This is a genomic window from Spirillospora sp. NPDC047418 (genome assembly GCF_040643275.1).
Taxonomy (GTDB): Bacteria; Actinomycetota; Actinomycetes; order Streptosporangiales; family Streptosporangiaceae; genus Spirillospora.
This window is the reverse complement of record NZ_JBEYTW010000079.1, coordinates 17,033-42,043: the sequence shown is the minus strand read 5'-3', so window position 1 is coordinate 42,043 and position 25,011 is coordinate 17,033. Positions and strand designations below refer to the sequence as shown.

Genomic DNA, 25,011 nt, shown 5'->3' with positions numbered 1-25,011 from the left:
AAAAAACCTACACACCCCCTCCCCCCCTGTTTTTTTTTTTGGGGGGTTTTTTTTTTTTTGGGGTATAACAAAAAAAACAACACGCCGCAGATCAACAGGGGGGTGGGGGGTGTGGGGGTCACTGGGTTAGTTTTTTGCTCGTCAGGTTGGCGGCTCGGGCGTTGATGCATTCGCCGGTGGCCAGGTCGAAGGCGAAGTTGTGGGCCAGGCAGTGGATCTGGCCGTCGCGGACGACGGCGCCGACGGAGAGGTCCTCGCCGGCGTGCGGGCAGTAGCGGGGGATGTCGTAGCGGTCGCCGCCGCAGGCGACGGTGATGCGCTCGGACTCGTCCCGGCCGGTCTCGTACGCCTCGACGGCCTGGAGGGCGGGCGCGTTGGCGTGCTTGAGCAGGCCGACCAGGTAGTCGTTGTAGACGTCGGGGTCGCGGTAGAGGCTGAGGCGGAACGAGATGAGGAGGTCCTCCCAGGCCATCCGGCCGGCGAGGACGCCGTCCAGCCAGCGGCCGGCGATCGTGAGCCGGTAGTGCGGGCGGACGTCCGGGGACGCGGCCGACACGGTGATGCCGGCGGCGGAGAAGCCGACGTCCCAGACGCCGCCGTTCGGGCCGGTGATGTCGAACCGGACGGTCATCGCGATCTGCCGGTTGAAGTAGTCGCTGAGCCCGCCCAGGTAGGCGAAGTGGGCCTTGAACCGGTCGAACAGGTCGGGGCCCGGCTCCGGGTACTGGGCGAGGACGTCCGCGATGGCGGGCGCGCGGTCGGCGGCGTACTGCTTGAGGTAGTCCGCGCGGTCGGCGTCGGCGAAAGAGAACGCGGCCGAGACCGGATCGCGGGTGATCTCGCCGGTGTCCAGGTCGACGGCGTCGCCGGGCTTGAAGGAGTCCCAGCGCTGCCCCGGCAGGTGCTCGCGCAGCCAGGCGGTGGAGACCTCCGGGTCGCAGAACGCGCCGTCGGCCTGGTCGAGCACCCAGTTGAGGTGGTCGACCTCGGCGTCCAGGAAGCACGGCGGGCCCGCGAAGGGGACGGCCAGCTCCGGCCCGGTCTGCCGGACGAGGCGCTGCGCCGCGCGGAGCTTGGAGATCCGCTTGGCCAGGGAGACCCTCGCCATCTCCGCGGGCGGGTACTCGTAGCAGATCGGGTGCCAGGACGCCCCGGACGTCTGCAGCGCCATCAGGTCGAGCCGGCCGCCCGCCAGGTGCTTGGCGCGGCGGGTCTGCGCGGCGGTGAGCCGGGCGTCGTTGCAGTGCAGGATGCCGCGGCCGTCCGCCACGACGAGAAAGGCGGCATCGTGGCACATTGGCGACAGTTCCGGAATCACGGTGATCCAGGACCCTCGATTGTCCAGCGGGAATTTCCGCCAGGGTTCGACCTCGATTACCTGGCGGCCACCCGCGGCGGCCGTCATGCGTTCCCGGAACGCGGGTCCGGGATAACACGGAATGAGGATTCTGGTCCGCGCCGGAAGGCGGTCCAGGACCCACGGGTCGAAATGATCTAGATGCTCGTGCGAGACGGCGACCCAGTCGGCGTCGAGGATCGGGGCGAGATCCAGATGATCGTTCCTCGGATACTGGTGCCAGGCTCCGAGAAAAGCCCCCGCTGGAGCGAGCCACGGGTCCGCGAGCAGGTGGAACGCGGTCGCGTCCACCGCCACCCCCGCATGTCCGAGAAAGGTGACCTTCGGCATGGGGAGACTGTCCCGCGCGGCGCCCGCCGGCGCACCCGCCGGAATGCGCAAAGCGGCTACGCCACCGGCATGAAAGAATTGTCATGGACGGAACTGACAATCCTGACTGGGACGCTCCGACAAAGGGCGGAGTTCACATTGCGCCGCGAATGTCCACTTCTGGACAGGCGGCGGTCTGTTGCGGCCAATTGACTGGACATCGATGGGGACACCGGGTGACCGTCTATGGGGTGCTGGAATAGCAGACGGGGGTCTTCATGAACAACGGGGCTCGGTCTTCCCCGGCGGACGGCGCGGCGGGAGCGGCGGGCGCCGTGGCGCTCGCGGGCGCGCGCGGCGGGGAGCGGGACCGGCCGGCGGCGTCCGGGCGCGGCGAGCAGGTGCTGTGGCGGCGCCGGCTCCGCCACGACATCCGGCACGAACTCGGCACCATCATCATGCTGGCCTCAGCCGTCGCGGTCGCCGAGGACGTCGGCGACACCAGCCGGGCCCGCATCGACCAGCTGCTCGGCGAGACCCGGTGGCTCGACCACCTGCTGCGCCGGCTCGACCAGGAGGACGCCGGCGACGACGGCGGCAGCGCCCGGCCGCTGCCCGGCCCGGAGCGGCTCCGGGTGGACGAGCTGACCGCCGAGGTCGTCACCGGCATGCGGCTCGCCATCCCGCACGAGGTGGGCTTCACCGGCTGCGAGGCGTGGGCCCACATGGACCCGGTCGCGCTGTGGCGCGCCGTCCGCAACGTCCTCGACAACGCGTGCCGTGTCGCCGCGGGCCGGGTGGACGTGCGCGTCGACGCCGACCAGGGCTGGATCGCCATCCAGGTCGACGACGACGGCCCCGGTTTCGGCGCCGGCCACGGCACGCGCCCCGGTGCTCCGGCGCGCGGCCCGGCGCGGCCCGGCCTCGCCTCGCTCGGGCTCGGCATCGTCCACGACCTCATCTCCGGCTACGGCGGCAGCCTGGAGATCCGCACCTGCGAGATGGGCGGGGCGCGCGTCCGGATGCTGCTGCCCGCCGCGCCGCCCCCGGACGACCTCGTCCCCGGCGACTCGGCCCGCCGGGGCGCCGACGCCTATACCGACGACTGGCGGCCCCATCCATGAGAATGGTCATCTGCGACGACCACGCGGTCTTCGCCGAGTCGCTGTCGCTCGTGCTCGCCGACGCCGGGCACAGCGTCGTCGGGGTGGTCTACTCCCCCGCCGACGCGCTGCCCGTGCTGCGCGCCGGGCAACCCGACGCCTGCCTGATCGACCTGCGGTTCCCGTCCGGCACCGCGCTCGACTGGATGCCGCGGCTGCGCGCCGCGTCCCCGCGCACGCGGTTCGTCGTGCTGACCGGCTTCCTGGAGCAGCACGTCCTGGACGCGGGCGTCGCCGCGGGCGTGCGGGGGTTCGCGCACAAGGGGCAGCAGGCCGGCGACATCCTCGGCGTGCTGCGCCGGGTCGCGGACGGCGAGGTCGTCGCCGACCAGGCGGCGCTGCGCGGCGGCGTCCGCCCGCGCAGCCGCGCGCAGAAGGTCGCGCAGTTCCTCACGCCGCGCGAGCGGGAGGTGCTGACGCGGCTGGCGCGCGGCGAGTCCACCCAGGCGCTCGCCAAGGCGATGGGGGTGACGCGCAGCACGGCGCGCAGCCACGTGCAGAGCGTGCTGTCCAAGCTGGGCGTGCACTCGCAGCGGGAGGCGGTGATCGAGGCCGCCCGGCACGGCCTGGTCAGCGTCGAAACCGGGGAGTGGCTCGCCGGCTGACGCGCCATCCGGATACGGGACGGCCGAATCCGGCCCTTCAGGGTTCGGCCGGGACGCGTTAGCGTCTGCCTCGGAGAGGAGGTTCCCCCATGCCTCACCGGCGCGGCGCGTCACCCGTCTCCGGCGCCGGGGCCCTCGGCCGCGCGGACGCCTACGCCCGCGGGGTCCCGCACGGCCCGCTCGAACGGCTCCGGTCGCGGACGCCGGTCATGTGGCTCGACGGGAGCGGGGACGGCCGGTCCGGCGCGTGGGCCGTGCTGCGCTACGCCGACGTCCGCCACGCCCTCACGCATCCCACCCTGTTCGCCCCGGAGGCGGACGGCGTCCTCCACGGCCCGGTCAGCGGCGACCTGCCGCCCCAGGTTCCGGGCGGTGCGGCCCTCATCGACATGGATCCGCCCGCGCGGGCCATGCTCGCCCGCATCCCGTCCCGGGAGCCGGTCGACTTCGTCGGCGAGGTCGCGCGCGATCTGCCCGAGACGCTGCGGAACACCCTCGGCGGCGGCCTGTACGCGCTGCTGCGCCACCCCGCCGAGTACGCCCGGCTGCGGGAGGAGCAGGCCGACGAGAGGCTCATCGACAGCGCCGTGGAGGAGATGCTGCGCTGGTGGACGCCCGTCCTGCAGGTGTGGCGGACCGTCCAGCGCGGGACGACGGTCGGCGGGGTGCCGCTGCTGGCCGGTGAGCGGGTGATGCTGTGGCTCGCCTCCGCCAACCACGACGACGAGGTCTTCCCGGACCCCGGCCGGTTCGCCCCGGACCGCTTCCTCCACACCGGCCGCCCGCACCTGTGCTTCGGGTTCGGGTACCGGGCCTGCCTCGGCGCCCGCCTCGCCCGCGTACACCTGCGCGCCCTGCTGGTGGCGCTGCTGGAACGTCCCGGACGGCCGGAGCCCGCGGGCGAGCCGATCCCCCTGCGCTCGAACACCCGCCACGGCTTCGCCCACCTCCCCCTCCACTGGACCCCCTAGCCCGTTGATCTGCGGCGTGTTGTTGTTATGGGCGACCTGAAAACAACAACACGCCGCAGATCAACGAGGCGGGTACCTCTGGGGGAGTAGGGGTGGTGACTCCTTGGGGGCGACGTCGGGGGCCTGGGGGATGACTTAACGTGCAGGCATGAGCAGCTCACCGGCCTCCGTGCAGGGGCGGCCGCAGTGGACGCGGCCCGGTACGTGGCCGGTGTGGGTCGTCCCGATCCTGGTCGCGTTCTTCCAGGTCGCAGGGTCGCTGGGCGCGCAGCGGGGCGGCCCCGGCCGGAACGGGCGGTCCGGCGGTCCGCCGTGGGAGCACGGGGGCGGCGGCCCGGCCGAGATCGGGCACACCGATCTCGACGCGCTCGGCTTCGCGCTGCTGCTCGCCGGTCCGGCCCTGCTGCTGCTGCGGCGCCGGCATCCGGTGTTCACGGTGTGCGCGGCCGCCGCCGTCACCGCGCTGTACTTCCTGCGCGCCTACGTCTACGGCCCCGCGCCGCTCGCGGTGGCGGTCGCGATGATGGCGGCGGTCGTGTCCGGGCACCGGCTGGTGACTTGGGCCGGGACGGGCCTCGGTCTCGCGGCGTTCTTCGGGCTCACCGCGCTGATCGGCGTCCCGGCCGCCGAGCGCGGGCAGGACGGGCCGTTCCCGGTGGAGGAGCCGACGCTCGGCGGGTCGGTCTTCGTCGTCGGGTGGGCGCTGGTGGTGCTGGTCACCTCGGAGCTGATCCGGATGCGGGCGCAGCGGGCCGCCGAGACCGCGCGGACCCGGGCCGAGGAGGAGCGCCGGCAGGCCAGCGAGGAGCGGCTGCGGATGGCCCGCGAGCTGCACGACGTCCTCGCGCACAACATCTCCATGATCAACGTGCAGGCGGGGGTGGCGCTGCACCTCATCGACCAGAACCCCGAGCAGGCGCGCACCGCGCTCGCCGCGATCAAGGACGCGAGCAAGGAGGCGCTCACCGAGATGCGCGGGGTGATCGGCGCGCTGCGGGCGCAGGGCGAGACCGCGCCCCGCGCGCCGACCGCCGGGCTCGACCGGCTGGACGACCTGCTCGACCGGGCCCGCTCCGCCGGGCTGGCGGTCGACGCCGAGACCACCGGGGAGCGGCGGCCGCTGCACGCCGGCACCGACCTCGCCGCGTTCCGGATCGTCCAGGAGTCGCTGACGAACGTGACCCGGCATGCCGGCCCCGGCCCGGTGACGGCGCGGGTCCGCATCGCCTACGGTGAGCACGAGGTCGTGGTGCTGGTCGAGGACGACGGGCGGGGCGCTCCCCTGCTGGACGACCGGCCGGGCGGCAGCGGCATCCGCGGCATGCGCGAGCGGGCCGCCGCGCTCGGCGGGACGTTCGACGCCGGACCGCGTCCGGGCGGCGGGTTCCGGGTCCGGGCCGCGCTCCCCCTCGACGAGGAGACCGACCCCGCTGGAGGCGAGGCGCGATGATCAAGGTGGTGCTGGCGGACGACCAGGTGCTCGTCCGGGCCGGGTTCCGGGCGCTGCTGGACGCGCAGGCCGACATCGAGGTCGTCGGCGAGGCGGGCGACGGCGAGGAGGCGGTGGCGCAGGCGCGCCGGGAGCGTCCCGACGTCATCCTGATGGACATCCGCATGCCGGGCCTGGACGGGCTCGCCGCGACCCGGCGGATCGCCTCCGACGAGCGGCTCGACGGCGTGAAGATCGTGATCTTGACGACGTTCGAGCTGGACGAGTACGTGTTCGAGGCGCTGCGCGGCGGCGCGAGCGGGTTCCTGGTGAAGGACACCGAGCCGGTCGAGCTGCTGCACGCCGTCCGGGCGGTCGCGGACGGGGACGCGCTGCTGTCGCCCAGCGTGACCAGGCGGCTCATCGCCGAGTTCGCCGCGCGGGCCAAGGAGCCGGCGCCCTCGCCGCGGCTGAACGCCCTGACCGAGCGCGAGCGGGAGGTGATGGCGCTCGTCGGGGAGGGGCTGTCGAACGAGGAGATCGCGGCCCGCCTCGTGGTGAGCCCCGCCACCGCGAAGACGCACGTCAGCCGCACGATGGTGAAGCTCGGCGCCCGCGACCGCGCCCAGCTGGTCGTGTTCGCCTACGAGTCGGGACTGGTCAAACCCGGCTGGCTGCCATGACATTCGCCTGCTCGTCCGAGGAATGCCCCGGCCTTTAGGTTGGGAGGAGTTCCGGCTTCCGTCAGGCTCCGGGAACCGACCCCGATGGCGCCGGAAAGTCACCGCGCGGACACCGAACGTGGGTAAAGTGTGGGCCATGCGGACGGCGTACAAGTGCCGGGCCTACCCCGATCGGCAGCGATTCGCTCTGTTACCGTCCACGGGGACATGACAGGCTTGAACGGCTGACACCGCCATCGACGTTGAGGAGTCCGGTGCCGAACGACACGAGGATCCTGGCCGTCGACGACCGCGAGGAGAACCTGACCGCCCTCGCGGCCGTGCTCGACGCGATGCCGGTGGAGGTCGTGCCCGTCATGTCCGGGCAGGCGGCGCTCAAGGAACTCCTCAACGACGACTTCGCACTGATCCTGCTGGACGTCGTGATGCCGGAGATGGACGGGTTCGAGACCGCGGAGCACATCAAGTCCCGGCCGCGGACCCGCGACATCCCGATCATCTTCCTCACCGCGGGCGGCGGCGCCGGGGAGCAGGCGTACCGGGGGTACGCGGCGGGGGCCGTCGACTATCTGACGAAGCCGTTCGACCCGTGGCTGCTGCGCGCGAAGGTGTCGGTGTTCGTCGACCTGCACCGCCGGAACACCGAGCTCAGGCAGCAGGCGAGGCTGCTGCGCAGCACGCTCGGCGGGGACGGCGCCGAGGGCGCGCTCGCGGGCTGCGAGCGGCTGCTGGCCGCCCTCGACGAGCGACTCGCCAAGGTGGAGGACGACGTCGCCCGGCTGCGGTCCGGTGAGCCGGCCGACACGCTCGAAGGGCACGTGGGCGCGCTGCGCCTCGCCCTGGACGCCTTCTCCGCCGGCACCTGACCCCACCGGCACCTGACCCTGCCGGTACTCGTCCGCGGCCTTCGGCCGCGGCTTGCGCGCGTCCGCGTGGGCGTTCTGGTTCGGGACCTTTGGCCCCTGCGATGCGGGATCTATGGCCCGTGACGATCACGCTTGGTAGTTGATAGTAGTTGACACCTGCCGACTCTATTGACAGTGAGTTCAAGAGACTCCGCAGGTCACACCAGCAGATCCTTTACCTTTTGACCCCATGATCCGGTTTGTCGCAAGTAAGTACTTGGTAGTAACTTGCACTCACCGTCACAACCCCCAGGAGCAGACCCCCATGAGCGACTCCCCCGACCCGGCCGTCGGCCGCGTCCGCTGGAAGCGGTTCGCCGCCATCGCCGCGCCCGCCGCACTCGGCGCCGGCGCCCTGATGTTCATGACCGCGCAGGGCGCGATCGCCTCCTCCTTCGCGGTGTCCGGCAGCAGCTTCAAGGTCAGCGCCGACTCCCTCACCGGGACGGGCTTCGTCCAGTACGGCGGCGTCGACGCGAGCAAGGACGGCGCGAAGCACCCGGTGCAGGTCTCCGGCATCAAGTCCGCGAAGATCCGCAACATGTGCCAGTCGGTGAAGGTCGGCCCGTTCACGCTGCGGCTGACCGCCGGGACGGGCGACAAGCCGGTCGAGGCCACCGACCTCGTCCTGGACGTGGAGCAGCTCAACGCCGACGCCACGTTCTCCAACATCGAGATCGGCCGGGACGCGAGCACCCTGGACCAGGGCCCGGACGGCGCCCGGGGCACGGCCGGCATGTTCGGCCAGCAGGCCTCCGCGATCGAGCTGACCAACGTCAGGCAGGTCGCGTGGGCGACCACCGCCGGCACGTTCAAGCTGAGCGACCTCAGCATGAAGCTCGGCGACGAGTGCTTCTGAGGCCATGAACTCCGTCGAACCGCAAGGGTTCCGCCGCTGGCGGCGGACGCGGCCCTTCTGGGGTGGCGTGTTCGCCGTCCTCGGCGGGCTGGAACTGATCGCGATCCCGCTGGCGCCGATGCCGCTCGTCGTCCACCAGGGCATGGCCGGGGTGGCGAGCTGGCTGATCGGCGCGCTGCTCGTCACGGCGGGCGTGCTGTTGTGGACGCAGCCCGCCCAGCGCAGCTTCTACGGCATCCTCGCCGTGCTGCTGTCGCTGGCGTCGTTCCTCACGTCCAACTTCGGCGGGTTCTTCGTGGGGCTGCTGCTCGGCCTGGTCGGCGGCGCGCTCGGCTTCGCCTGGTCCCCCGCCGCCACGGACGCCGGCGCCGCGCGGCGTCCGGACGGCGGCGGGCCGGGCGCGCACGCGGCATCGCGCGGCGGGCGCCTGACCGCGATCGCGCTCCCCGCCCTGCTGGGCTTCCACCTGCTCAACCCCACACCCGCACCTACGCCCACGGCCACGGCGGAACCGGCGGCATCGCCCGATCCGGCCGCCACCCCGGCGCCTACGCCCAGCGCCGCGTCCACTACGACGGCGCCGAAGTGCCCAGACGTCCCCGCCACCACGTCCGGGCTCTCGCAGGACGAGGTGCGCAAGCTCCTCCAGGAGCTGAAGTCGAGCAAGGACCCGGCCTGCGCCGCGAAGACCCCGACGAGCAGGGCGGCCGCTCCCGGCACCCGCCTCTACACCGATTCGGGGACGCTGCGCGCCGACTCGCTGACGATGTCGGGGCTCAGCTATGACGGCGTCGCGTCCCTGTCCTCGGCGAACGGGACGGTGAAGGCGCTGAAGTTCACCATGTCCAAGGCCGTCCTGAAGAACGTGGACCAGACCGTCGCCCGCGGCGGGACCACCGCGCGGACGCGGACCCCCAACCTCACGCTGACCGGCGACGTCGTCATGTACACGACGAAGATGTCGTCCAAGCTGCTGGGGATACCGCTGACGTTCACACCGGAGAACCCGCCGCCGCTGACGCTGCCCTACATGGTGATGACGGACGTGGTGTCCGAGCAGCCCGCCGTCACCGCGAACGGCGCGCAGATCACCGGGCTCGCCATCGCCTGAGCCTCCGTCCGCAGCTTGCCGCGCAGGATGAATGCGCCGAGCAGCACTGCCGCCACCACGAAGACGACCGCGATCGTGACGACCAGCACCGTCCGGCGGCGCTCACCGCCCGCCCGAACCGGCGGCGGCGGCTGCGCCTGCGACTGCTGCTGCCAGTTCGCGTACTGCCGCGGCTGATCCCACGGCGGGGACGTACTCGGCGGTTCGCTCTGCCGGGTCGGCGGCGGCGCCCACTCGGTCTCCAGCAGCGTGCGGGGCTCGCGGTCCTGACCGGGCCGCGCGGTCGGCGGCCGGTAGGAGCCGTTGCGGTCGGCGATGCCTCCGTCGCGCCCCGCGAAACCGCCGTCGCGTTCCGCGATTCCACCACGGTCGCGCCGGGTCACCGGGCTGAGGTCATCGGAGTCGAGGCGCGTCACGGCCTCGCGGTCCTGCCGGGTCACCACGCCGAGTTCGGACGGGTCCATGATCGTCTCCGCGGCGTCGTCGGCGCGGACGAGCGGCGCGCGGCGGACGGACGGCTCGTCCAGCACCGTCCGGTTCGGTGGCGGAGGCTGCGGCGGCACCGGCGGCCGGGACGGCACAGGCGGGCGCGGCGGCGGCATGGCCGCGACGCGGGTGAGCAGCGGTTCCGCCTGCACGGCGGTCATCCGGTGCACCGGCTGGCGCGCCAGCAGCCCGTCCAGCACCGGGGCGAGCGGCCCCGCGTTCCGCGCCGGCGGGACCGGCTCGGTCAGCGCGGCCTGCAGCGACGACATCGCGTCCGACCGCTCGTAGGGGGACCGGCCCTCGACCGCCGCGTACAGGGTCGCGCCGAGCGCCCACAGGTCGGACGCGGGCACCGCCCGCTCGCCCTGCGCCCGCTCGGGCGGGATGTAGGCGGGCGACCCCATGACCAGGCCCGTCTGCGTGAGCGTCGCGTCGCCCTCCACCTGCGCGATGCCGAAGTCGGTGAGCACCACCCGGCCGGAGTCGGTGATCAGCACGTTGCTGGGCTTGACGTCGCGGTGCAGGATGCCCTTCTCGTGGGCGTGCCGGAGCGCGCCGAGCATCTGCAGCCCGATGTCGGCGACCCGGCGGTGGTCCATCGGGCCGCGCTCGATGATGTCCTGCAGGGACGGGGCGAGGACCAACTCCATCACGATCCAGGGGCGCCCCGCCTCCTGCACCACGTCGTGGACGGTGACGACGCCGGAGTGGTTCAGCCGCGCCGACGCCCGCGCCTCCCGGAACGTCCGCTCGTACAGGACGCCGATCTCGTCGTCGTTCAGGCCCGGCGGGAACACGACCTCCTTCACCGCGACCTCGCGGTCGAGCATGACGTCGCGGGCGCGCCACACGGTGCCCATGCCGCCTCGGCCGACCACCGAGTCCAGCCGGTAGCGGTTACCGAGCAGGCGTGCCTGTGTCATGTCGGAAGAGTCCCCCCATAGGTCATCCCACCCCGGAGGGACGGAACGTGTCGAGCACATTCTTCACGAGCGGCTCTCTCTCATTCCACCTGGACGCGGGAACGGCCACCACGATCGCGTACGGCCGGCCGTCGACGATCACGCCCCGGTCCCGGGCCCGGGTGGCCCCCGTGCTCCGGGTCCAGGTGAACTCGATGTCGGCGGCGGCGTGCCCGGCGACCTCCGTGCGGGTGATCTCCCCGACCCGCCGGAAGCCCTGCAGCTTGCCGTCCGCGATGGCCTCCCGCTCCCAGTTCAGCCAGTGGTCGTAGGGATCACCGGCCCAGACCGTCCGGTCGACCTGAATGTAGGCGCTGGAGGCGGGGTCGGTCCAGATGACGCTGTTGCCCTGCGCGGAGCGCCGCCACCCGGGCGGAACGCCGATCGTGAATCCGGCGCCGCGTCCCAGGGTGAGCCCCGCGGGAAGGGGCGACCCGGTCGGCGCGGGCGAGGACCGCGTCGGCGAGGGCGGCGCCGAAGTGCCCGGCCGCGTGCCCTGGCCGCCGGGCGTGGAGGGCTGGGCGACGGTGGTGGGCGACTGCGTGGTGTTCGTCCCCCCGGACGACGGCCGGTTCGCCCAGAACACGCCCCCGGCGACCGCGAGGATCACCGCCGCCGCGGCAACGCCGCCGAGGATCGGCAGGAGCGGTGACCGCTTCCGGGGCGGCGGCGGAGGCTGCGTGTATCCGGGCGCGGTGTATCCGGGCGTCCACTGCTGGCCAGGGCCTGGCGGGAAGGCCGCGGTCATGCCTTCCGGCGGCGGCGGTACGGGGACGGGCTGCTGCGTCGGCGGCACGGCCCCCGTCGCGGCCGCGGGCCCGTCCACGGCCGTCGTCCGGCCGGCCGCGAGCTGCGCGGCGGCGAGGTTCGCGGCGTGGCCGGACGCGACCGCCGTGAGCGCCTCCTCCACCTGGTCCCCGCTCGGCCGCCGGACGGGGTCGCGCTCCAGCAGCCCGGTGAGGACGGGCGCGAGCGGCCCCGCGTTCTTCGGCGGCGGGACGTCCTGCGTCATCACGGCCGCGAGCACGGCCATCGCGTCGCTGCGGTGGTGCGGCGCCCTGCCCTCGGTCGCCGCGTAGAGGGTGGCGCCGAGCGCCCACAGGTCGGACGCGGGGATCGCCGGGTCGCCGTTCACCCGCTCCGGCGACATGTACGCGGGCGACCCCATGATCAGCCCGGTGCCGGTGAGCGTCGCGTCGCCCGCCATCTGCGCGATGCCGAAGTCGGTGAGGACGGCCCGGTCGCCGTCCGCGACCAGCACGTTCGCGGGCTTGACGTCGCGGTGCAGGATGCCGATCGCGTGCGCCGCCCGCAGCGCGCCCGCGATCTGCCGCCCGATCGTGGCGACGCGGCCGGGCGGCAGCGGCCCGTCCTCGTCCACGATGTCCTGGAGGGACCGGGCGCGCACCAGCTCCATGACGATCCACGGGCGGTCGTCCTCGTCCACGACGTCGTGTACGGTCACGACGCCCGGATGGTTCAGCCGCGCCGACGCGCGGGCCTCGCGGAGCGTCCGGCGGTGCCGGTTCTCGCGCTCGTCGTCGCTCAGCCCGGCGGGCAGCACGACCTCCTTGACCGCGACCTCGCGGTCGAGGGTCTCGTCGAGGGCGCGCCACACGGTGCCCATGCCGCCGCGTCCGACCACGGATTCGAGCCGGTAGCGACCGGCGAGGAGGCGGCCGTCCATCACTCGTCCGCGGGCTTGAAGTGCTCGTAGACCGGCTGGAGGTCGCCGAACACCTTGTCCCAGTCCCGGTCGGGGGCGCGCAGCAGGATGGCGTAGCCGTGGTCGCCGGCCACGAACCCGCGGTTGAGGATGTGCACCCTTCCCCCGTCGCCGTTGTAGGTGAACTCCCAGTCAGCCGAGTCGTCGCCGTCGCCGGTGTCGGGGACGGGCGGGTGGTCGCCGGTCGGCGCGATCCTGATCTTCTTGTAGCCGGGGAACCCGGTGTGGCCGCGCGCCTGCCGCCGCCAGTCGTCGATCGCGCTGTCACCGGGATCGTCGGTCTGGTCGATCTGCAGGTAGGCGCTGCGGTCGGGCGAGTAGAAGAAGTCGCCGCCCTGCTTGCGCTCGGGCCCGGTCCAGCCGGGCGGGACGGGCACCGAGTAGCCGCTCGGGTCGTCGTGCGTGGTGAACCCGGCGGGCAGCGCGCCGGCGAGCGTGCTCGGCGAGGCGCTGGGGCTCCGCGTCGGGGACGCGGCCGGGCTGGACGGCGTCGCCGCCCCGGTCGCCGGGGCGGTGGCGCCCTCGTTGCGGACCTTCTTGTCCTTCTCGCCCCCGCCGCTGGCCAGCGCGATGCCCGCGATGACCACGATGATGACCAGCACGATCGCGGCGACGATCAGCACGTTGCGGTTGGCGGCCAGCGCGGGCCGCGCGGCCGGGTGCGTGGTCGGCGGGAAGTGCGTGGACGGCCCCGGCTCGGGCGCCCGCTCGCGGCCGTACCGGACGGCCCCGGCCGGCTCGGTGCGCGGGCCGGGCTGCCACGAACTGGCGCGGCCGGGGTCGGGCGCGGTCTCGGCGGGGTTCCCCGGGGCCGCCTTGCGGGCCCGGCCGGTGGGGAGGTCGAGGCTGGTCAGCTGGTCCGGGCGCGCCTCGGGGTCCGCCGCCGGGGCGCCGGGCTCCGGCGCGCCGGGCCCGCCGGGGTCGTCCATCTCCTCCGGGAGCGGCTGGTCGGGCGCGTAGGTCTCCGGATACGGCTCGGCGTACGCCTCCGCGTACGGCTGCGACCGGTAGGCGGAGTCGCGGGCGGTGGTCTGGGGGCCGGGAAGCTCGTCCATGGCGAACTCGACGGCCATCGTGCGCTGGGTGTCGACGGTCTCCTGCCGGACGATGTCGTCCAGCAGCGCGCCGGCCTCGATCGCGTCCATCCGCTGGTCGGGGTTCTTGCGCAGCAGCCCCTCGATGACCGGGACGAGCCGGCCGCCCTTGTCCGGCGGGTCCGGCTCTTCGGAGATCACCGCGACCAGCGCGGCCATCGGCTCGGGCCGCTCGAACGGCGACCTGCCGTGCAGCATCGCGTACAGGGTGACGCCGAGCGACCACAGGTCGGACGCCGGGCCGGCGACGCGGCCCCGCGCGCGCTCGGGCGCGATGTAGGCGGGCGAGCCCATCACCAGGCCGGTCTGGGTGAGGGTGGCGTCACCGGCGGCGGTCGCGATGCCGAAGTCGGTGAGCACGGCCCGCTCGCCCATCCGCCCCGTGCCGGTGATCAGCACGTTGCTGGGCTTCACGTCGCGGTGCAGGACGCCGGCGCCGTGCGCGGCGTGCAGCGCGGCGAGCATCTGCCGGCCGATCTCGGCGGCACGGCGCGGCTCCAGCGGCCCGTCCTGCTTGATCACCTGGTCCAGGGAGCGCGCCTTGATCAGCTCCATGACGATCCAGGGCCGGCCGTCCTCCTCGACGACGTCGTAGACCGTGACGACGCCGGGATGGCCGAGCCGCGCGGCGGTACGGGCCTCACGGAACGTGCGCTTATGGTGCACGGCGCGTTCCTCATCGGTGAGACCATGCGGGAGGATGACCTCCTTCACCGCAACGTCACGACCGAGGACCTCATCGTGCGCCTGCCAGACCGTCCCCATGCCGCCCCGGCCGACCTGGGTCACCAGGCGGTAGCGGCGGGCGAGCAACCGCTCACCGGTGGGTTCATTTGGCATATCCGCGACCATATCGACTTTTGCTGACAACCTTGGACCGAGCTTGCAAGCCACATCCCCCTACCCGTACGACGTCCGGTCCCGCCCGCAGGTTCGCCACCGGGCGGCCGCGGGCGGACGAAAGCGTGGTCGACGTGACACCCGGTAAGAAGGAGAGCGCCATACCAGCGAGCGACCGGCCACGTGCCGACCGGGGGACCATGATCGACAAAGGCCCGCAGCGGCGGCTGCGCGGCGGCCTGCGGGGCGAGTGGGACCGGCTCGTGCAGGCCGCTCCGACGATCTTCTTCTGGTACACCCGACTCTCCGGGATCCTGTCGCTGCTCGCGTGGGTCTCCTATGGTCTCATCCTTGAGATAGCCGATATCTGGGCGCTGCGCTGGATCGGGTACCTCGGCTGGTTCCCCAGCGTCCCCATCGGGCTGCTGTGGATCCTGCTGTCGATGGGCGTCCGGCGGCGCAAGAAGGCCGCCTGGCGGATCCTCGTCCTGATCTTCTGCCTGCCCACCGCGCTCGGCGTCACCGCCGTCCTGACGACGCTGTTCAACCCGGACATGCCCACCCCCGTCGGGCTGATCGTCACGGCCGCCGTCTACCTCGCCGTCCTCGGCCTGCTGATCTGCGCGCGGGGCCAGTTCACCACGCTGCCCGACCGCGCCAACCGGCGGCTCGCCACCATCGTCTTCACCAGCCTGCTCATCGTGACCTGCGGAATCGGCACGTTCCTGGTCACCGTGACCGACCGGAACACCAGCGGCGACTTCTGGACGCACCCGCTGTACGCGATCTCCCAGACCGTCCTCGGGCCGCGCGTCACCGGCAAGCCGATCGACGTGTCGGTGCCGTTCTGGGTGGACGCGATCCTGTGGAGCCTCGGCACCGGGCTGCTGATCGTCACGTTCTGGGCGCTGTTCAAACCGGGCCGCCGCGACCCCGTCCTGTCCCCCGGCGAGGAGCTCGCGGCCCGCGCCCTGCTCGCCGAGTACGGCGACCAGGACTCCCTCGGCTACTTCGCGCTGCGCCGCGACAAGGACGTCATGGTCGCGCCGAACGGTAAGGCGGCCATCGCCTACCGGGTGGAGGGTTCGGTCTCGCTGGCCAGCGGCGACCCCCTCGGCGACCCCGAATCGTGGGACCAGGCGATCGAGGCGTGGCTGGAGGAGTGCCGCGCGCACGCGTGGATCCCGGGCGCGGTCAGCGTCGGCGAGCGCGCCGCCCACATCTACCGGCGGCACGGGTTCGACGTGCTCGAACTCGGCGACGAGGCGATCGTCGACCTCACCGACTTCAACCTGGACGGCCGCGAGATGCGGCAGGTCCGGCAGGCGGTCCGGCGGGTCGAGCGGGCCGGGTACACCGTCCGGATCCGGCGGCACTCGCAGATCCCCGGCTGGGAGATGGCCAAGCTGATCCGCAGCGCCGACGCGTGGCGGGGCGAGGAGACCGAGCGCGGCTTCTCCATGGCCCTCGGCCGCCTCGGCGACCCCACCGACGGGCGCTGCGTCATGGTCGAGGCGTTCGACGCGCACGGGGAGCTGCGCGGGCTGCTCAGCTTCGTCCCGTGGGGGCGGTCCGGGCTGTCGCTCGACCTGATGCGCCGCGACCGGCTCGCCGAGAACGGCCTGAACGAGTACATGGTCGCCAAGCTGGCGGAGAAGGCGGCGGCGGTCGGCGCGCAGCAGCTGTCGCTGAACTTCGCGATGCTGCGGTCGGCGTTCGCGCGCGGCTCGCAGATAGGGGCCGGGCCGGTCGCGCGGCTGTACTACCGGTTCCTGTCGTTCGCGTCGAAGTTCTGGCAGCTCGAATCGCTGTACCTGTCGAACGCCAAATACCTGCCGGAGTGGCGTCCCCGCTTCATCTGCTACCTGCAGGGACGGCACCTGATCCGGCTCGGGCTCGCCTACGCGCGGGCCGAGGGGTTCCTGCCGAGCTTCAACCGGCCGAAGCTGGACCGGGCGGCCGCGATGGTCCCCTCCACCGACCTCGTCGACAAGATCCGCGAGATCGAGGAGGCGGCGGACGCGGCGCGCGCCCCGCAGCGGCGGCTGTCGGAGCAGGAGCGGGTCCGGCACGCCAAGCTCGACCAGATCCGCGCCGCCGGGATGGAGCCGTACGCGCTCGGCTGCGAGCGCACCGACTTCGCCGCCGACATCCGCGCCCGCTTCCCGGACCTCGCCCCGGACGCCCGCACCGGCGTCGAGGCGGCGATCGCCGGACGGGTCGTCCTCGCCCGCGAGCACGGCCGGCTGATCTTCGTCACGCTGCGGGACGAGACCGACGACCTGCAGGTCATGCTGACCGCCGACGCGCTCGGCGACGAGTCGCTGCGGCACTGGAAGACCCTCATCGACCTCGGCGACCAGGTGGGCGTGCGCGGCGAGGTCGTCACGTCCCGGCGCGGCGAGCTGTCGGTGCTCGCCGCGTCGTGGACGCTCGCGGCCAAATGCCTGCGCCCGCTGCCGAACAAGAGCTCCGGCCTGTCCGACCCCGAAGCCCGCGTCCGGCAGCGCTACGTCGACTTCATCGTGAACGACGAGTCCCGCCGGATGCTGCGGATGCGCGGCGACGCCATCGCCGCCGTCCGCGACGGGCTGCGCGAACGCGGCTACCTCGAAGTCGAGACCCCGATGCTGCAGCCGGTGCACGGCGGCGCCGCCGCACGGCCGTTCACCACCCGCATCAACGCCTACAACATGCAGCTCTACCTGCGGATCGCCCCCGAGCTGTACCTGAAGCGCCTCCTGGTCGGCGGCGTCGGGCGCGTCTTCGAGCTGAACCGCAACTTCCGCAACGAGGGCGTGTCGCACAAGCACAACCCCGAGTTCACGATGCTGGAGGCGTACGAGCCCTACGGCGACTACGACACGATGGCGACGCTGACCCGCTCCCTGGTCACCGACGCGGCCCGCGCCGCCCTCGGCACCACCGTCGTCGTCCGGGACGGCGTCGAGTACGACCTCGCCGGGCCGTGGGAGGAGATCACCGTCTACGAGTCGGTGTCGAAGGCCCTCGGCGAGGAGGTCACGACCGACACGCCGCCGGCCGCCGTGCGGAAGTTCGCCGAGCGGCACGGGCTGAACATCGACCCGCAGTGGGGGCAGGGGAAGATGGTCCAGCTGCTCTTCGAGGCCCTGGTCGAGGAGGGGCTGAAGGCGCCGACGTTCGTCCGCGACTACCCGGCCGAGACATCGCCCCTGACCCGCCCGCACCGCGCGGACCCGCGCCTCGCGGAGAAATGGGACCTGATCGTCTTCGGCCTGGAACTCGGCACCGCCTACTCGGAGCTGATCGACCCCATCCTGCAGCGCCGCCGCCTCACCGAGCAGTCGCTGCAGGCCGCCGGCGGCGACCCCGAGGCCATGGAGCTGGACGAGGACTTCCTGCGCGCCCTGGAGTACGCGATGCCGCCGGCCGGCGGCATGGGCATGGGCATCGACCGGCTGCTGATCACCCTCACCGGCCGCAGCATCCGCGAGACGATCCCGTTCCCCCTGGTGCGCCCCGGTTCCTAGAGGCTCCGCGGGACCGGCCGGTACCCCTCGCCGGCGAGCCACCTTCGCGCCGCTCCCCGCCGGGCGTCCTCCCCCTCGGGCAGGACGGCCGGCGGGACCGGCAGCCACCGCCGCCCCGCGCACTCGTCGTCCGGCACCTCGTCGGCGGGCAGGACGTCGCCGCGCTCCAGGTCGAGGACGTGATCACCGTCCTCCATGGCCGCGGCCACGGCACCGAGGTCGGCGGGCAGCGGAACGAGCGGCTCGGTATTGAGCTCCCCCAGCGCGGCGGCGAGGTCGTCGGCCAGCTCGGCGTCCCCCGGAAGGCCGCGTTCACGCAGCTCACCGAGGCATGCGCGAGCAAGGCCGACGTCGAGGCCACCCCGGCCGAGAGCGGCCACGAGCAGGTCACCGGCGTACTGAAGCACGGGCCGGAGCGGACGCCCACGAAGCACCGAGACATCGCCACGCCCGGCATGAACAGCACCCCGCAACCGCGCCAGCGCCCCCTCGTCCCACTCCGTCACACGACATTTGTACAGACATCCAGTGACACCGACCCCGGAATTCACCGAGCTTGTTCCCTCGCCGTCCGGTAGTGGTAGGCGCATAGCTCGGCGTAGCCGACGCGCGCATAGAGGCGTGACGCGGCGAAATTGTCGCGCTCGACCTGGAGATACATGTGCCCGGCGCTGTTCGCGGCGGCCCAGTCGGCGAGGGCGGCGAGCACAGTGCGGGCCGCGCCCTTTCCGCGCGCCGAGGGAAGGGTCGCCATGCTGAAAACGTCGGCCCATCCCGTGTCGGCGACCGCGCGCCCTACCGCGACGACATCGTCCCCGACGGTCGCGGAGGCGTGGGCGGACGGTAGATCGACTCTGCCGAGCATGTCCCATTCGGCCTGCGAGGCGCCGTTCACCGCCTGCCAGGTCTCGAACCACGCCCGGCTCGGACGCTCGTCCAGCCTCACCTTCAGCGTCCGCCCCTGCTCCAGGACGCGGGCGGTGGGCGCAACCTGCAACGACAGCGAACCGTGCCGACGATACCCGTGCGCTTCAAGGGCGGCGTCGAGCCCTTCCGAGCACACCGACGGGGTCATTTGGAAGCGTGGAGTCGCGCCGTGTGCGGCATAGAACTCTTCCGTTTCGACGACCCTGCGCTTCACGTCGTCCGGCGTGGTGTCGCCGTGGGGCAGCACGGTTCCGATCCACCAGGAGCAGTCGGGGGCGAGGCGCAGCCGCCATCCGTCGGCGTCCACGACATGCTCTGCCGGTTGGCCGCGGGCCGCCCTCTCCTGCAAGGCCCTCACCGTGTCCGGATTCTTCACGGCGCTGCACGCTACCCGGGCCGGCCCCGATATTGCTCTACGGCGTAGCGGAGCCGAGCGCCCACCAGGAGTTCTTCGTCTTCGGGGCAGTCGAGTAGGCGTGCTACCAGTTCGACGATCTGGTCGTCGGTGAGGTCCGGCTCGCGTTCGGCGATGCGGCCGACGATCTCCACCAGTTCGGGGCGCTTGTATCCGACGATCGACTGGCCGCGCCGGACCTGGGCGTGCGCCGCCGGCTCCTGCGCCGGAGGCGGCGGAGTCGGAGGAGGAACTGGAGGCGGCGGCTGTTTGGCGCCGGGTCTGCCCCAGAGGGCGGGGATGTCCGGGGGTGGGCGCCGGTCGTCCGGGGGCTGGTTCGGGCCCGCCGCGTCCAGGCGCCGGGGCGGGGCGCCGCGACGTGGCGCGCCCGGTTCCGTGCGGCCCGGGTCCGGCCGCCGGGGCGGCGCGCCTTCGCGCGGTTCGAGCGGCGGCGCGTCCAGCCTGCGCGGCGGGGTGTTCGCGTGCCTCGGCCGCTGCGGGCGCCCCGCGCCGTCCTCGCGCGGCACGTCCAGACGGCGAGGCGGGCCGTTCGGGCGGCCGCGGCCGGGTGCGTTGTCGTCACGCGGGGCAGGTGGCGTCCCGTCCCGCGCGTCGGCGCTTCTCGCGGGCGCGGGCGGACGCCTGGGGGGCGTGGGAGGGCTGGCCGGTGGGTTCTTCTCGCGCGGGGGCCGCCTGTCGCGTGGGTCGGCGTTTCCGGCGGGAGTGGGTGAGGGCGGACGTGGGGGGCCGGGTGGGGCTGGGCGGTCGAGGTCTGGGCGGCGGTGCGGGGCGGGTGCGGGTTGTGGGGGGCTCGGCGGGACTCGGCGTTCCGGCGGATTGGGCGCCGGGCGGGGGGTGGGGAGGTCGGGGGCCGTCTCGCGCGGAGACGGGGGTGCTTCCGTGGCGGCGGTCAGGGCCGTGAAGAGGGGCGTCGTGGGGGTGATCGCCTCGTGGAGGTGGGACGGGAGGCGGATCGCGGGGAGCGGGCCTTCCGGGGGTGGGAGGGCGGGTCCTGCGGGGCCCACGAGGATGGTCCGGGGGGCCGGCCACAGGATGTGGAGGGCCTCCGCGCCCGCCTCGTGCTCGCCGTCGACGATGACGACGTCGAAGGAGTCGGGGGTCGGCGGGAGGACGTCCGGGATGCGCCACAAGGGGAGGATCCAGGCGGGGACGTCGGCGAGGGCGACCGCGGCCGTCCAGGCGCGGGCGGTGGTGAGGGCGGTGCGGGCCTCGGCGAGTTCCTTCTCTGCGGCGGCGACCAGGTCGGCGCGGGTGGTCGCGGGCGGGGCGGTGGTGGCGCGGCGCGCCCAGGTCCAGGCGTCGTCCCAGCGGCGGGTGCGGGCGTGCCATGCCTCGTCGCCGTCCGTGGCGATCATGAGGTTGGCGAGGTCGGGGTGGACGGCCCGGACGCGGGCGAGCAGGTCCGCGCAGCGGACCTGCAGGGAGCGCTCGTGCCGGGCCTCGGCGAGGCCGCCGAGGGCGCGGCCGTACGCGGCGGCGTCGCGGGCGTCGACGGCGGCGACCGCGTCGGCCAGTTCGGGCGGGTCGCCGGGCTCGACGGGGCCGATCGAGTCGCGGAGGGCGTCGAGGTCGGCGGTGGCGCGGTTGACGCCGAGCCCTTCGAGGGCGGTGCGGAGCGCGGCGGCGTAGGTGTGCCACTGGACGGGGTGGGCGACGGCGATGCCGAACCCGCCCCGGTCCAGGAGGCGGCGCGTCGAGTCGACGGCGCGCATGGCCTCGCCGATGCGGGCGAGGCGGGCGTGCGCGCGGACGAACCGGGCCACGCGCTCGGCGGGCGGCAGGTCGGCGGGGAAGGAGATGCCGGCGGCCTCCCAGACGTACTGGAGTTCGCGGCAGGTGATCCGCACCATGAGGTCGGTGTGGACGATGTCGAGCAGTTCGGGGGTGGCCGGTGCGGCGCCGTCCACGGTGACGGTGGCGAGGAGCGGTTCGGCCTGGCGCTGGGCGGCGGAGCGGAGCGGCCCGCGTTTCAGGGTGCCGCCGCCCGCGAGGTGCGCGCGGAGGTCCTGCGCGGCCGCGGCGAGGCCGCGCAGGTCGGCGCCGGCGGGCAGGGCGACGCGGTGGGCGCCGAGGTCGGCGAGGGCGCGCTCGGCCCACTGGGCGCGGGCCGTCATCTCCGCGACGCGGGCCCAGATGAGCGGGCGGCGTTCGGCGAGGGCGTCGCCGAGGGCGCGGACCGCGAGGTCGGCGGGGTTCCAGCCGCCCGGGTGGCCGTCCAGGCCGAGGTCGTGGAGCGCGGCGGCGACGAGGGACGCGTCGCCGTCCAGCCGGGCGAGGAGGGTGACGTCGCTGTCGCGCAGCCGCTGGGACAGGTCGGTCCGGTCGCGTTCGGCGCGCTCGGCGGCGGCGACCTCGGCGTCGATCAGGGTGCGGACGTAGGCGGCGCTCGGCAGCGCGCCGGGATCGACGTCGCGCTGCGCGGTGCGGGCCTTGCGCTCGGGGCTCTCCTCGGCGAGCAGGACGGCGAGTTCGGTGGCCTCGGAGCGGGAGATCGGCGGCGTCGGCGGCATGTCCGGCCGGACCGGCATCCAGGAGAGTTCGGGTTCCTCGTCGCGGCGGTCGGGGGCCGGTTCGTCCGGTCTGTCGCGCAGTTCGGCGAGCCGGAGGGCCGCGGCCTTCTCGCGCTCGGTGGCCGCGGCCAGGTCGGGGGCGGCGGCGCGGATCGCGGCGGCGACCCGCGCCGCCGTGGCCGCGTCGGTCGCCGCGAGGGCAGCGAGGCCGGGCGGGAGGGCGGCGCGGAGCGCGGCGGACGCGGCCGGGCCGGACGTGGCGACGAGCACCCGGTGGCCGCGCGCGAGCAGCCCGGCGAGCAGGTCGGGGACGGTCTCCGGCGCGCGCTCCGGGATGTGCATGACCTGCGGCTTCTGCGACGGCGACACCAGGCGCGCCAACCCGTCCGGGACGCCGCGCGGCAGCAGGCTGAGCAGCGTGGCGTGGTGGTCGGCGATGGCGGCGCGGCCCGGCGGCCGGACGACCAGGGCGGGCGCGAGCCGGATGCGGGGCGCGGGCGTGACGGTGTCGGTGTCGGGCGTCCAGTCCTCGCGGTAGTCGGCGGGGGTGGTGAGCGCCACCTGGCACCATTTCCGGAGGACGTCCCCGACCGAGGCGTTCAGCCCGAACCCCTGCCCTGACTGGACGGCGTCCGCGATCCAGCCGGCGGGCCGGAAGCCGGGATGCCCGGAGAGCAGGTCGCGGTCGCGCAGGACGGTGTGCCCGGCGAGGACGACGTCGATGCGCTCGGTCCGCTCGTCCACCGCGATCCGGACGGGCGTGCTCAGCAGGTGGTCGTGGACGGCCGGGCGCCACGACAGCAGGCCGGTCGCCAGCACGACCTCCTCGCCGGCCAGCTCCCGCAGGACGCGGTACCAGTTGCGGAGGCCGAGCCAGCCGTCGAACTCCTCCAGCACGACGGGCGGCGTGAGCGGGATGACGGGGACGCTGAACAGGACGTCGCCGGGCCCGGCGTCCGCCTCCACGTAGACGTCGCCGGGCAGGCCCGCCAGCCAGTGGACGTGGTCGTGGTCGGCGAGGTCGCGGGACGGGCGGCGCCGGGCCCGCGCCAGGTCGCGCAGGAACCCGAGCAGCCGGGCCGCGTACTCGGCCTCGCGCGCGGCTCCGCCGCCGGGCCGCTCGGGCGGGCCCGGCGGGCCGGGCGGGCCCGGCGGGCCGGGCGGACCCGGCGGGCCGGGCCGGGCGCTCCGGCCGGGACCCGCGGCCTCCTCAGGCACCACGGCTCCTTCCCTTCCCACGGCGGGACGGACCCGGTCATCCCCGGCGGTCCCCGCATCGGTGACCGGACGGCGGAAAAGGTCCGATGGTGGTGCCCCGATCTAACACCCAAGGGCGGGCCCGGTCGAGCACTATCGATGATCTTGGAGCTAGCGGGCGCCCGCCATGTGCCGGTCCTCGTTCGGCATCATCACCCACAGGACCAGGTAGACGACGAACTGCGGACCCGGCAGCAGGCACGACAGGACGAAGAGCAGGCGGACCATCCCGGGAGTCATGCCGAACCGGCGGGCGAGGCCGGCGCAGACACCCGCGATCATCCGATTGTCGCGCGGACGGTAGAGGCCGTTCATGGGTTGTTCTCTCCCCGATTCGTCGAGCGGTGAACACGGCCGCGGGTTTCCGCCGCCGTGTTCCCCACGCTACGGACTGGACGGGCCGCTCCACATCGGCCGCTGGGCCCGTTCCGGCGCAATACCTCGGGATTACGGGACGTCCCCTAAGGGTCGTCTTGGGGCAGGGTTTCCGGGACAGGGTTCTCTAGAGGGCGTTGTGCTCGGCCACCAGCTTCGGCAGGCCGGCTAGGTCGTCCAGGACGAACAGGCACTCGCGGAGCGCGTCGTCGTCCTCCTGGATGTGCCCCCAGGGGCCGCGCCGCAGGAACGCCGCCCGCATCCCGAACTCCAGGGCGGGACGGACGTCGTTGTCGATCCGGTCCCCCACGTACAGGACGCGGTCCGGCAGGACGTCCGCGAGTTGCGCGCAGCGCTCGAAGAACTCGTGGGACGGCTTGGCGACCGCCCACACGGCCGAGATGCCGACGACCTCCGCGTCCAGGCCGAGCGCCGCCATCTGCGCCGCCGCCTCGACCGGCTGGTTGCCGGCGATCCCGACGTAGAGGCCCTGGTCGCGGAGGCCGGACAGGCAGGCCCGCGCGTCCGGGTACAGGTCGTCCGGCCCGAACCCGTTCGGGACGCCCGCCTCGGCCCGCAGCCGTTCCTCCTTCGCGAGGTCGAACCCCGGCCGGAAGTACTCCAGGAGGTCCATGTGGCTGCCGCCCAGCGCGAGCACCGCGCCCAGCTTGGTGAGGAAGGTGTGCCTCGGCACGCCCAGCCAGTCGGCCCAGCGCCCGTAGATCTCCCCCTCGTTGATGAGCGTCTCGCCGATGTCGAAGAACACCGCCTGGACGGGACGCAGGTTCACTTGGCGGCCAAGTCCACCGACGCGCCGGGGGTCAGGCGGCGGAACTCCTTGCCGAGTTCTTCGCCCGCCTTGGCGACGTGGTTCTGCATCACCGTGAGGCCGATGTCGTTCAGCAGGCCGTCGTGGATGACGAAGGCCCGCTCGGGACGGACCTCGCGCGTGTAGGCGTACAACTCCGGGATCTTCATCCACGGCGCGTTGCCCGGCAGGCACAGGGTGGGCACGGGCTCCGACGGGACGGTCAGCGCGTCACCCGGGTGGAACACCTCGCCGTCCACGAGGAAACCGACGTTCGGGATGGGCGGCACGTCGGGGTGGAGGATCTCGTGCTCCTCGCCGTAGACATGGACGTCGAACCCGGCGATGGTCACAGCGTCGCCGTGGCCGACCTGGTGGACGCGCCCGCCGAGGTCGGCGAGGTTCCCGGCGACCACGCGGGACGTCCAGACCTCCAGCGCGGGGCGCTCGGCCATCGCGGCGCGCAACGCGTCCGCGTCGAAGTGGTCGAAGTGCTCATGGGTGATCAGGACGGCATCGGCGGCGGCCAGCGCTCCGGCCGCCTCGCTGAAGGAGCCGGGGTCGATGACGATCGTGCGGTCGTCCTCGGTGATCTGGACGCAGGCGTGCCCGAACTTCGTTAGACGCATCCGGCCATGTTTTCACGACGGGGTCGCCGGACCCATTGACCGGCCCCCGGACCGTTGATAGAACACGTTCTACTTTGG

General features: G+C 73.5%; 19 protein-coding genes. 9 read left to right on the top strand and 10 right to left on the bottom strand.

Annotation, left to right across the window (positions count from 1 at the left end):
• Positions 1-118: 118 nt before the first annotated feature.
• Complete coding sequence (locus ABZ806_RS34275; RefSeq protein ID WP_500221616.1) at positions 119-1,687, bottom strand: Rieske 2Fe-2S domain-containing protein; 1,569 nt, start codon at positions 1,685-1,687, stop codon at positions 119-121.
• A gap of 257 nt (positions 1,688-1,944) precedes the next feature.
• On the opposite strand from ABZ806_RS34275, the gene ABZ806_RS34270 reads away from it, so the two are divergent.
• The 8 genes from ABZ806_RS34270 to ABZ806_RS34235 all read left to right on the top strand — a co-directional run bounded on the left by ABZ806_RS34270 (position 1,945) and on the right by ABZ806_RS34235 (position 9,392).
• Positions 1,945-2,790 carry a sensor histidine kinase gene (locus tag ABZ806_RS34270; RefSeq protein ID WP_500221614.1) on the top strand — a complete coding sequence of 282 codons (846 nt, stop codon included), beginning with the start codon at positions 1,945-1,947 and terminating at the stop codon, positions 2,788-2,790.
• On the top strand, positions 2,787-3,434 hold the full coding sequence (locus tag ABZ806_RS34265; RefSeq protein WP_500221612.1) for a LuxR C-terminal-related transcriptional regulator: 648 nt from the start codon (positions 2,787-2,789) through the stop codon (positions 3,432-3,434). Before ABZ806_RS34270 ends, ABZ806_RS34265 begins: the two co-directional genes overlap by 4 nt.
• An 89-nt stretch (positions 3,435-3,523) precedes the next feature.
• The gene (locus ABZ806_RS34260; protein WP_500221611.1) at positions 3,524-4,405 is read left to right on the top strand and encodes a cytochrome P450; all 882 of its coding nucleotides are present in this window, start codon (positions 3,524-3,526) and stop codon (positions 4,403-4,405) included.
• Between the two features lie 148 nt (positions 4,406-4,553).
• Positions 4,554-5,855, top strand: a complete 1,302-nt coding sequence (locus ABZ806_RS34255) for a sensor histidine kinase (protein ID WP_500221610.1) — start codon at positions 4,554-4,556, stop codon at positions 5,853-5,855.
• Positions 5,852-6,517: a response regulator transcription factor gene (locus ABZ806_RS34250; protein ID WP_500221609.1), complete on the top strand. Its 666-nt coding sequence runs from the start codon at positions 5,852-5,854 to the stop codon at positions 6,515-6,517. Before ABZ806_RS34255 ends, ABZ806_RS34250 begins: the two co-directional genes overlap by 4 nt.
• Before the next feature lie 254 nt (positions 6,518-6,771).
• Positions 6,772-7,383, top strand: coding sequence for a response regulator (locus ABZ806_RS34245; protein ID WP_500221608.1), 612 nt, complete (start codon positions 6,772-6,774; stop codon positions 7,381-7,383).
• Positions 7,384-7,687: 304 nt separating this feature from the next.
• On the top strand, positions 7,688-8,281 hold the full coding sequence (locus tag ABZ806_RS34240; protein ID WP_500221607.1) for a DUF6230 family protein: 594 nt from the start codon (positions 7,688-7,690) through the stop codon (positions 8,279-8,281).
• Positions 8,282-8,285: 4 nt separating this feature from the next.
• The gene (locus tag ABZ806_RS34235) at positions 8,286-9,392 is read left to right on the top strand and encodes a DUF6114 domain-containing protein (RefSeq protein ID WP_500221606.1); all 1,107 of its coding nucleotides are present in this window, start codon (positions 8,286-8,288) and stop codon (positions 9,390-9,392) included.
• Here ABZ806_RS34235 and ABZ806_RS34230 read toward each other — a convergent pair.
• Genes ABZ806_RS34230 through ABZ806_RS34220 form a run of 3 tightly spaced genes read right to left on the bottom strand, consistent with a single transcriptional unit; the run spans position 9,308 to position 14,500 of the window.
• Entirely contained in the window at positions 9,308-10,801 is a 1,494-nt protein-coding gene (locus ABZ806_RS34230) for a serine/threonine-protein kinase (protein ID WP_500221605.1), read from the bottom strand. The genes ABZ806_RS34235 and ABZ806_RS34230 overlap by 85 nt on opposite strands.
• A 22-nt stretch (positions 10,802-10,823) precedes the next feature.
• Entirely contained in the window at positions 10,824-12,527 is a 1,704-nt protein-coding gene (locus ABZ806_RS34225) for a serine/threonine-protein kinase (protein ID WP_500221604.1), read from the bottom strand.
• Positions 12,527-14,500, bottom strand: coding sequence for a serine/threonine-protein kinase (locus ABZ806_RS34220; RefSeq protein ID WP_500221603.1), 1,974 nt, complete (start codon positions 14,498-14,500; stop codon positions 12,527-12,529). The genes ABZ806_RS34225 and ABZ806_RS34220 overlap by 1 nt, the downstream gene beginning before the upstream one ends.
• Positions 14,501-14,700: 200 nt before the next feature.
• Between ABZ806_RS34220 and lysX the strand changes: the two genes are divergently transcribed.
• Complete coding sequence (lysX, locus tag ABZ806_RS34215) at positions 14,701-18,012, top strand: bifunctional lysylphosphatidylglycerol synthetase/lysine--tRNA ligase LysX (protein ID WP_500221602.1); 3,312 nt, start codon at positions 14,701-14,703, stop codon at positions 18,010-18,012.
• Here the strand turns inward: lysX and ABZ806_RS34210 are convergent.
• From ABZ806_RS34210 to ABZ806_RS34185, 6 genes are all read right to left on the bottom strand, one after another.
• Positions 18,009-18,419, bottom strand: a complete 411-nt coding sequence (locus ABZ806_RS34210; protein WP_500221601.1) for a hypothetical protein — start codon at positions 18,417-18,419, stop codon at positions 18,009-18,011. The two genes, lysX and ABZ806_RS34210, sit on opposite strands and share 4 nt — an antisense overlap.
• Before the next feature lie 140 nt (positions 18,420-18,559).
• Positions 18,560-19,315 (bottom strand): GNAT family N-acetyltransferase, encoded by a 756-nt coding sequence (locus ABZ806_RS34205; protein WP_500221600.1) that lies wholly within the window; start codon positions 19,313-19,315, stop codon positions 18,560-18,562.
• Between the two features lie 11 nt (positions 19,316-19,326).
• A complete protein-coding gene (locus tag ABZ806_RS34200) occupies positions 19,327-23,082 on the bottom strand; it encodes a hypothetical protein (protein ID WP_500221599.1) in 3,756 nt (1,251 codons plus the stop codon).
• A 150-nt stretch (positions 23,083-23,232) separates the two neighbouring features.
• Positions 23,233-23,436 (bottom strand): PspC domain-containing protein, encoded by a 204-nt coding sequence (locus tag ABZ806_RS34195; protein ID WP_163055284.1) that lies wholly within the window; start codon positions 23,434-23,436, stop codon positions 23,233-23,235.
• A 187-nt stretch (positions 23,437-23,623) separates the two neighbouring features.
• Positions 23,624-24,286 carry an HAD family hydrolase gene (locus ABZ806_RS34190; protein ID WP_500221597.1) on the bottom strand — a complete coding sequence of 221 codons (663 nt, stop codon included), beginning with the start codon at positions 24,284-24,286 and terminating at the stop codon, positions 23,624-23,626.
• Positions 24,283-24,933 carry an MBL fold metallo-hydrolase gene (locus ABZ806_RS34185; protein WP_500221596.1) on the bottom strand — a complete coding sequence of 217 codons (651 nt, stop codon included), beginning with the start codon at positions 24,931-24,933 and terminating at the stop codon, positions 24,283-24,285. The genes ABZ806_RS34190 and ABZ806_RS34185 overlap by 4 nt, the downstream gene beginning before the upstream one ends.
• Positions 24,934-25,011 lie beyond the last annotated feature (78 nt).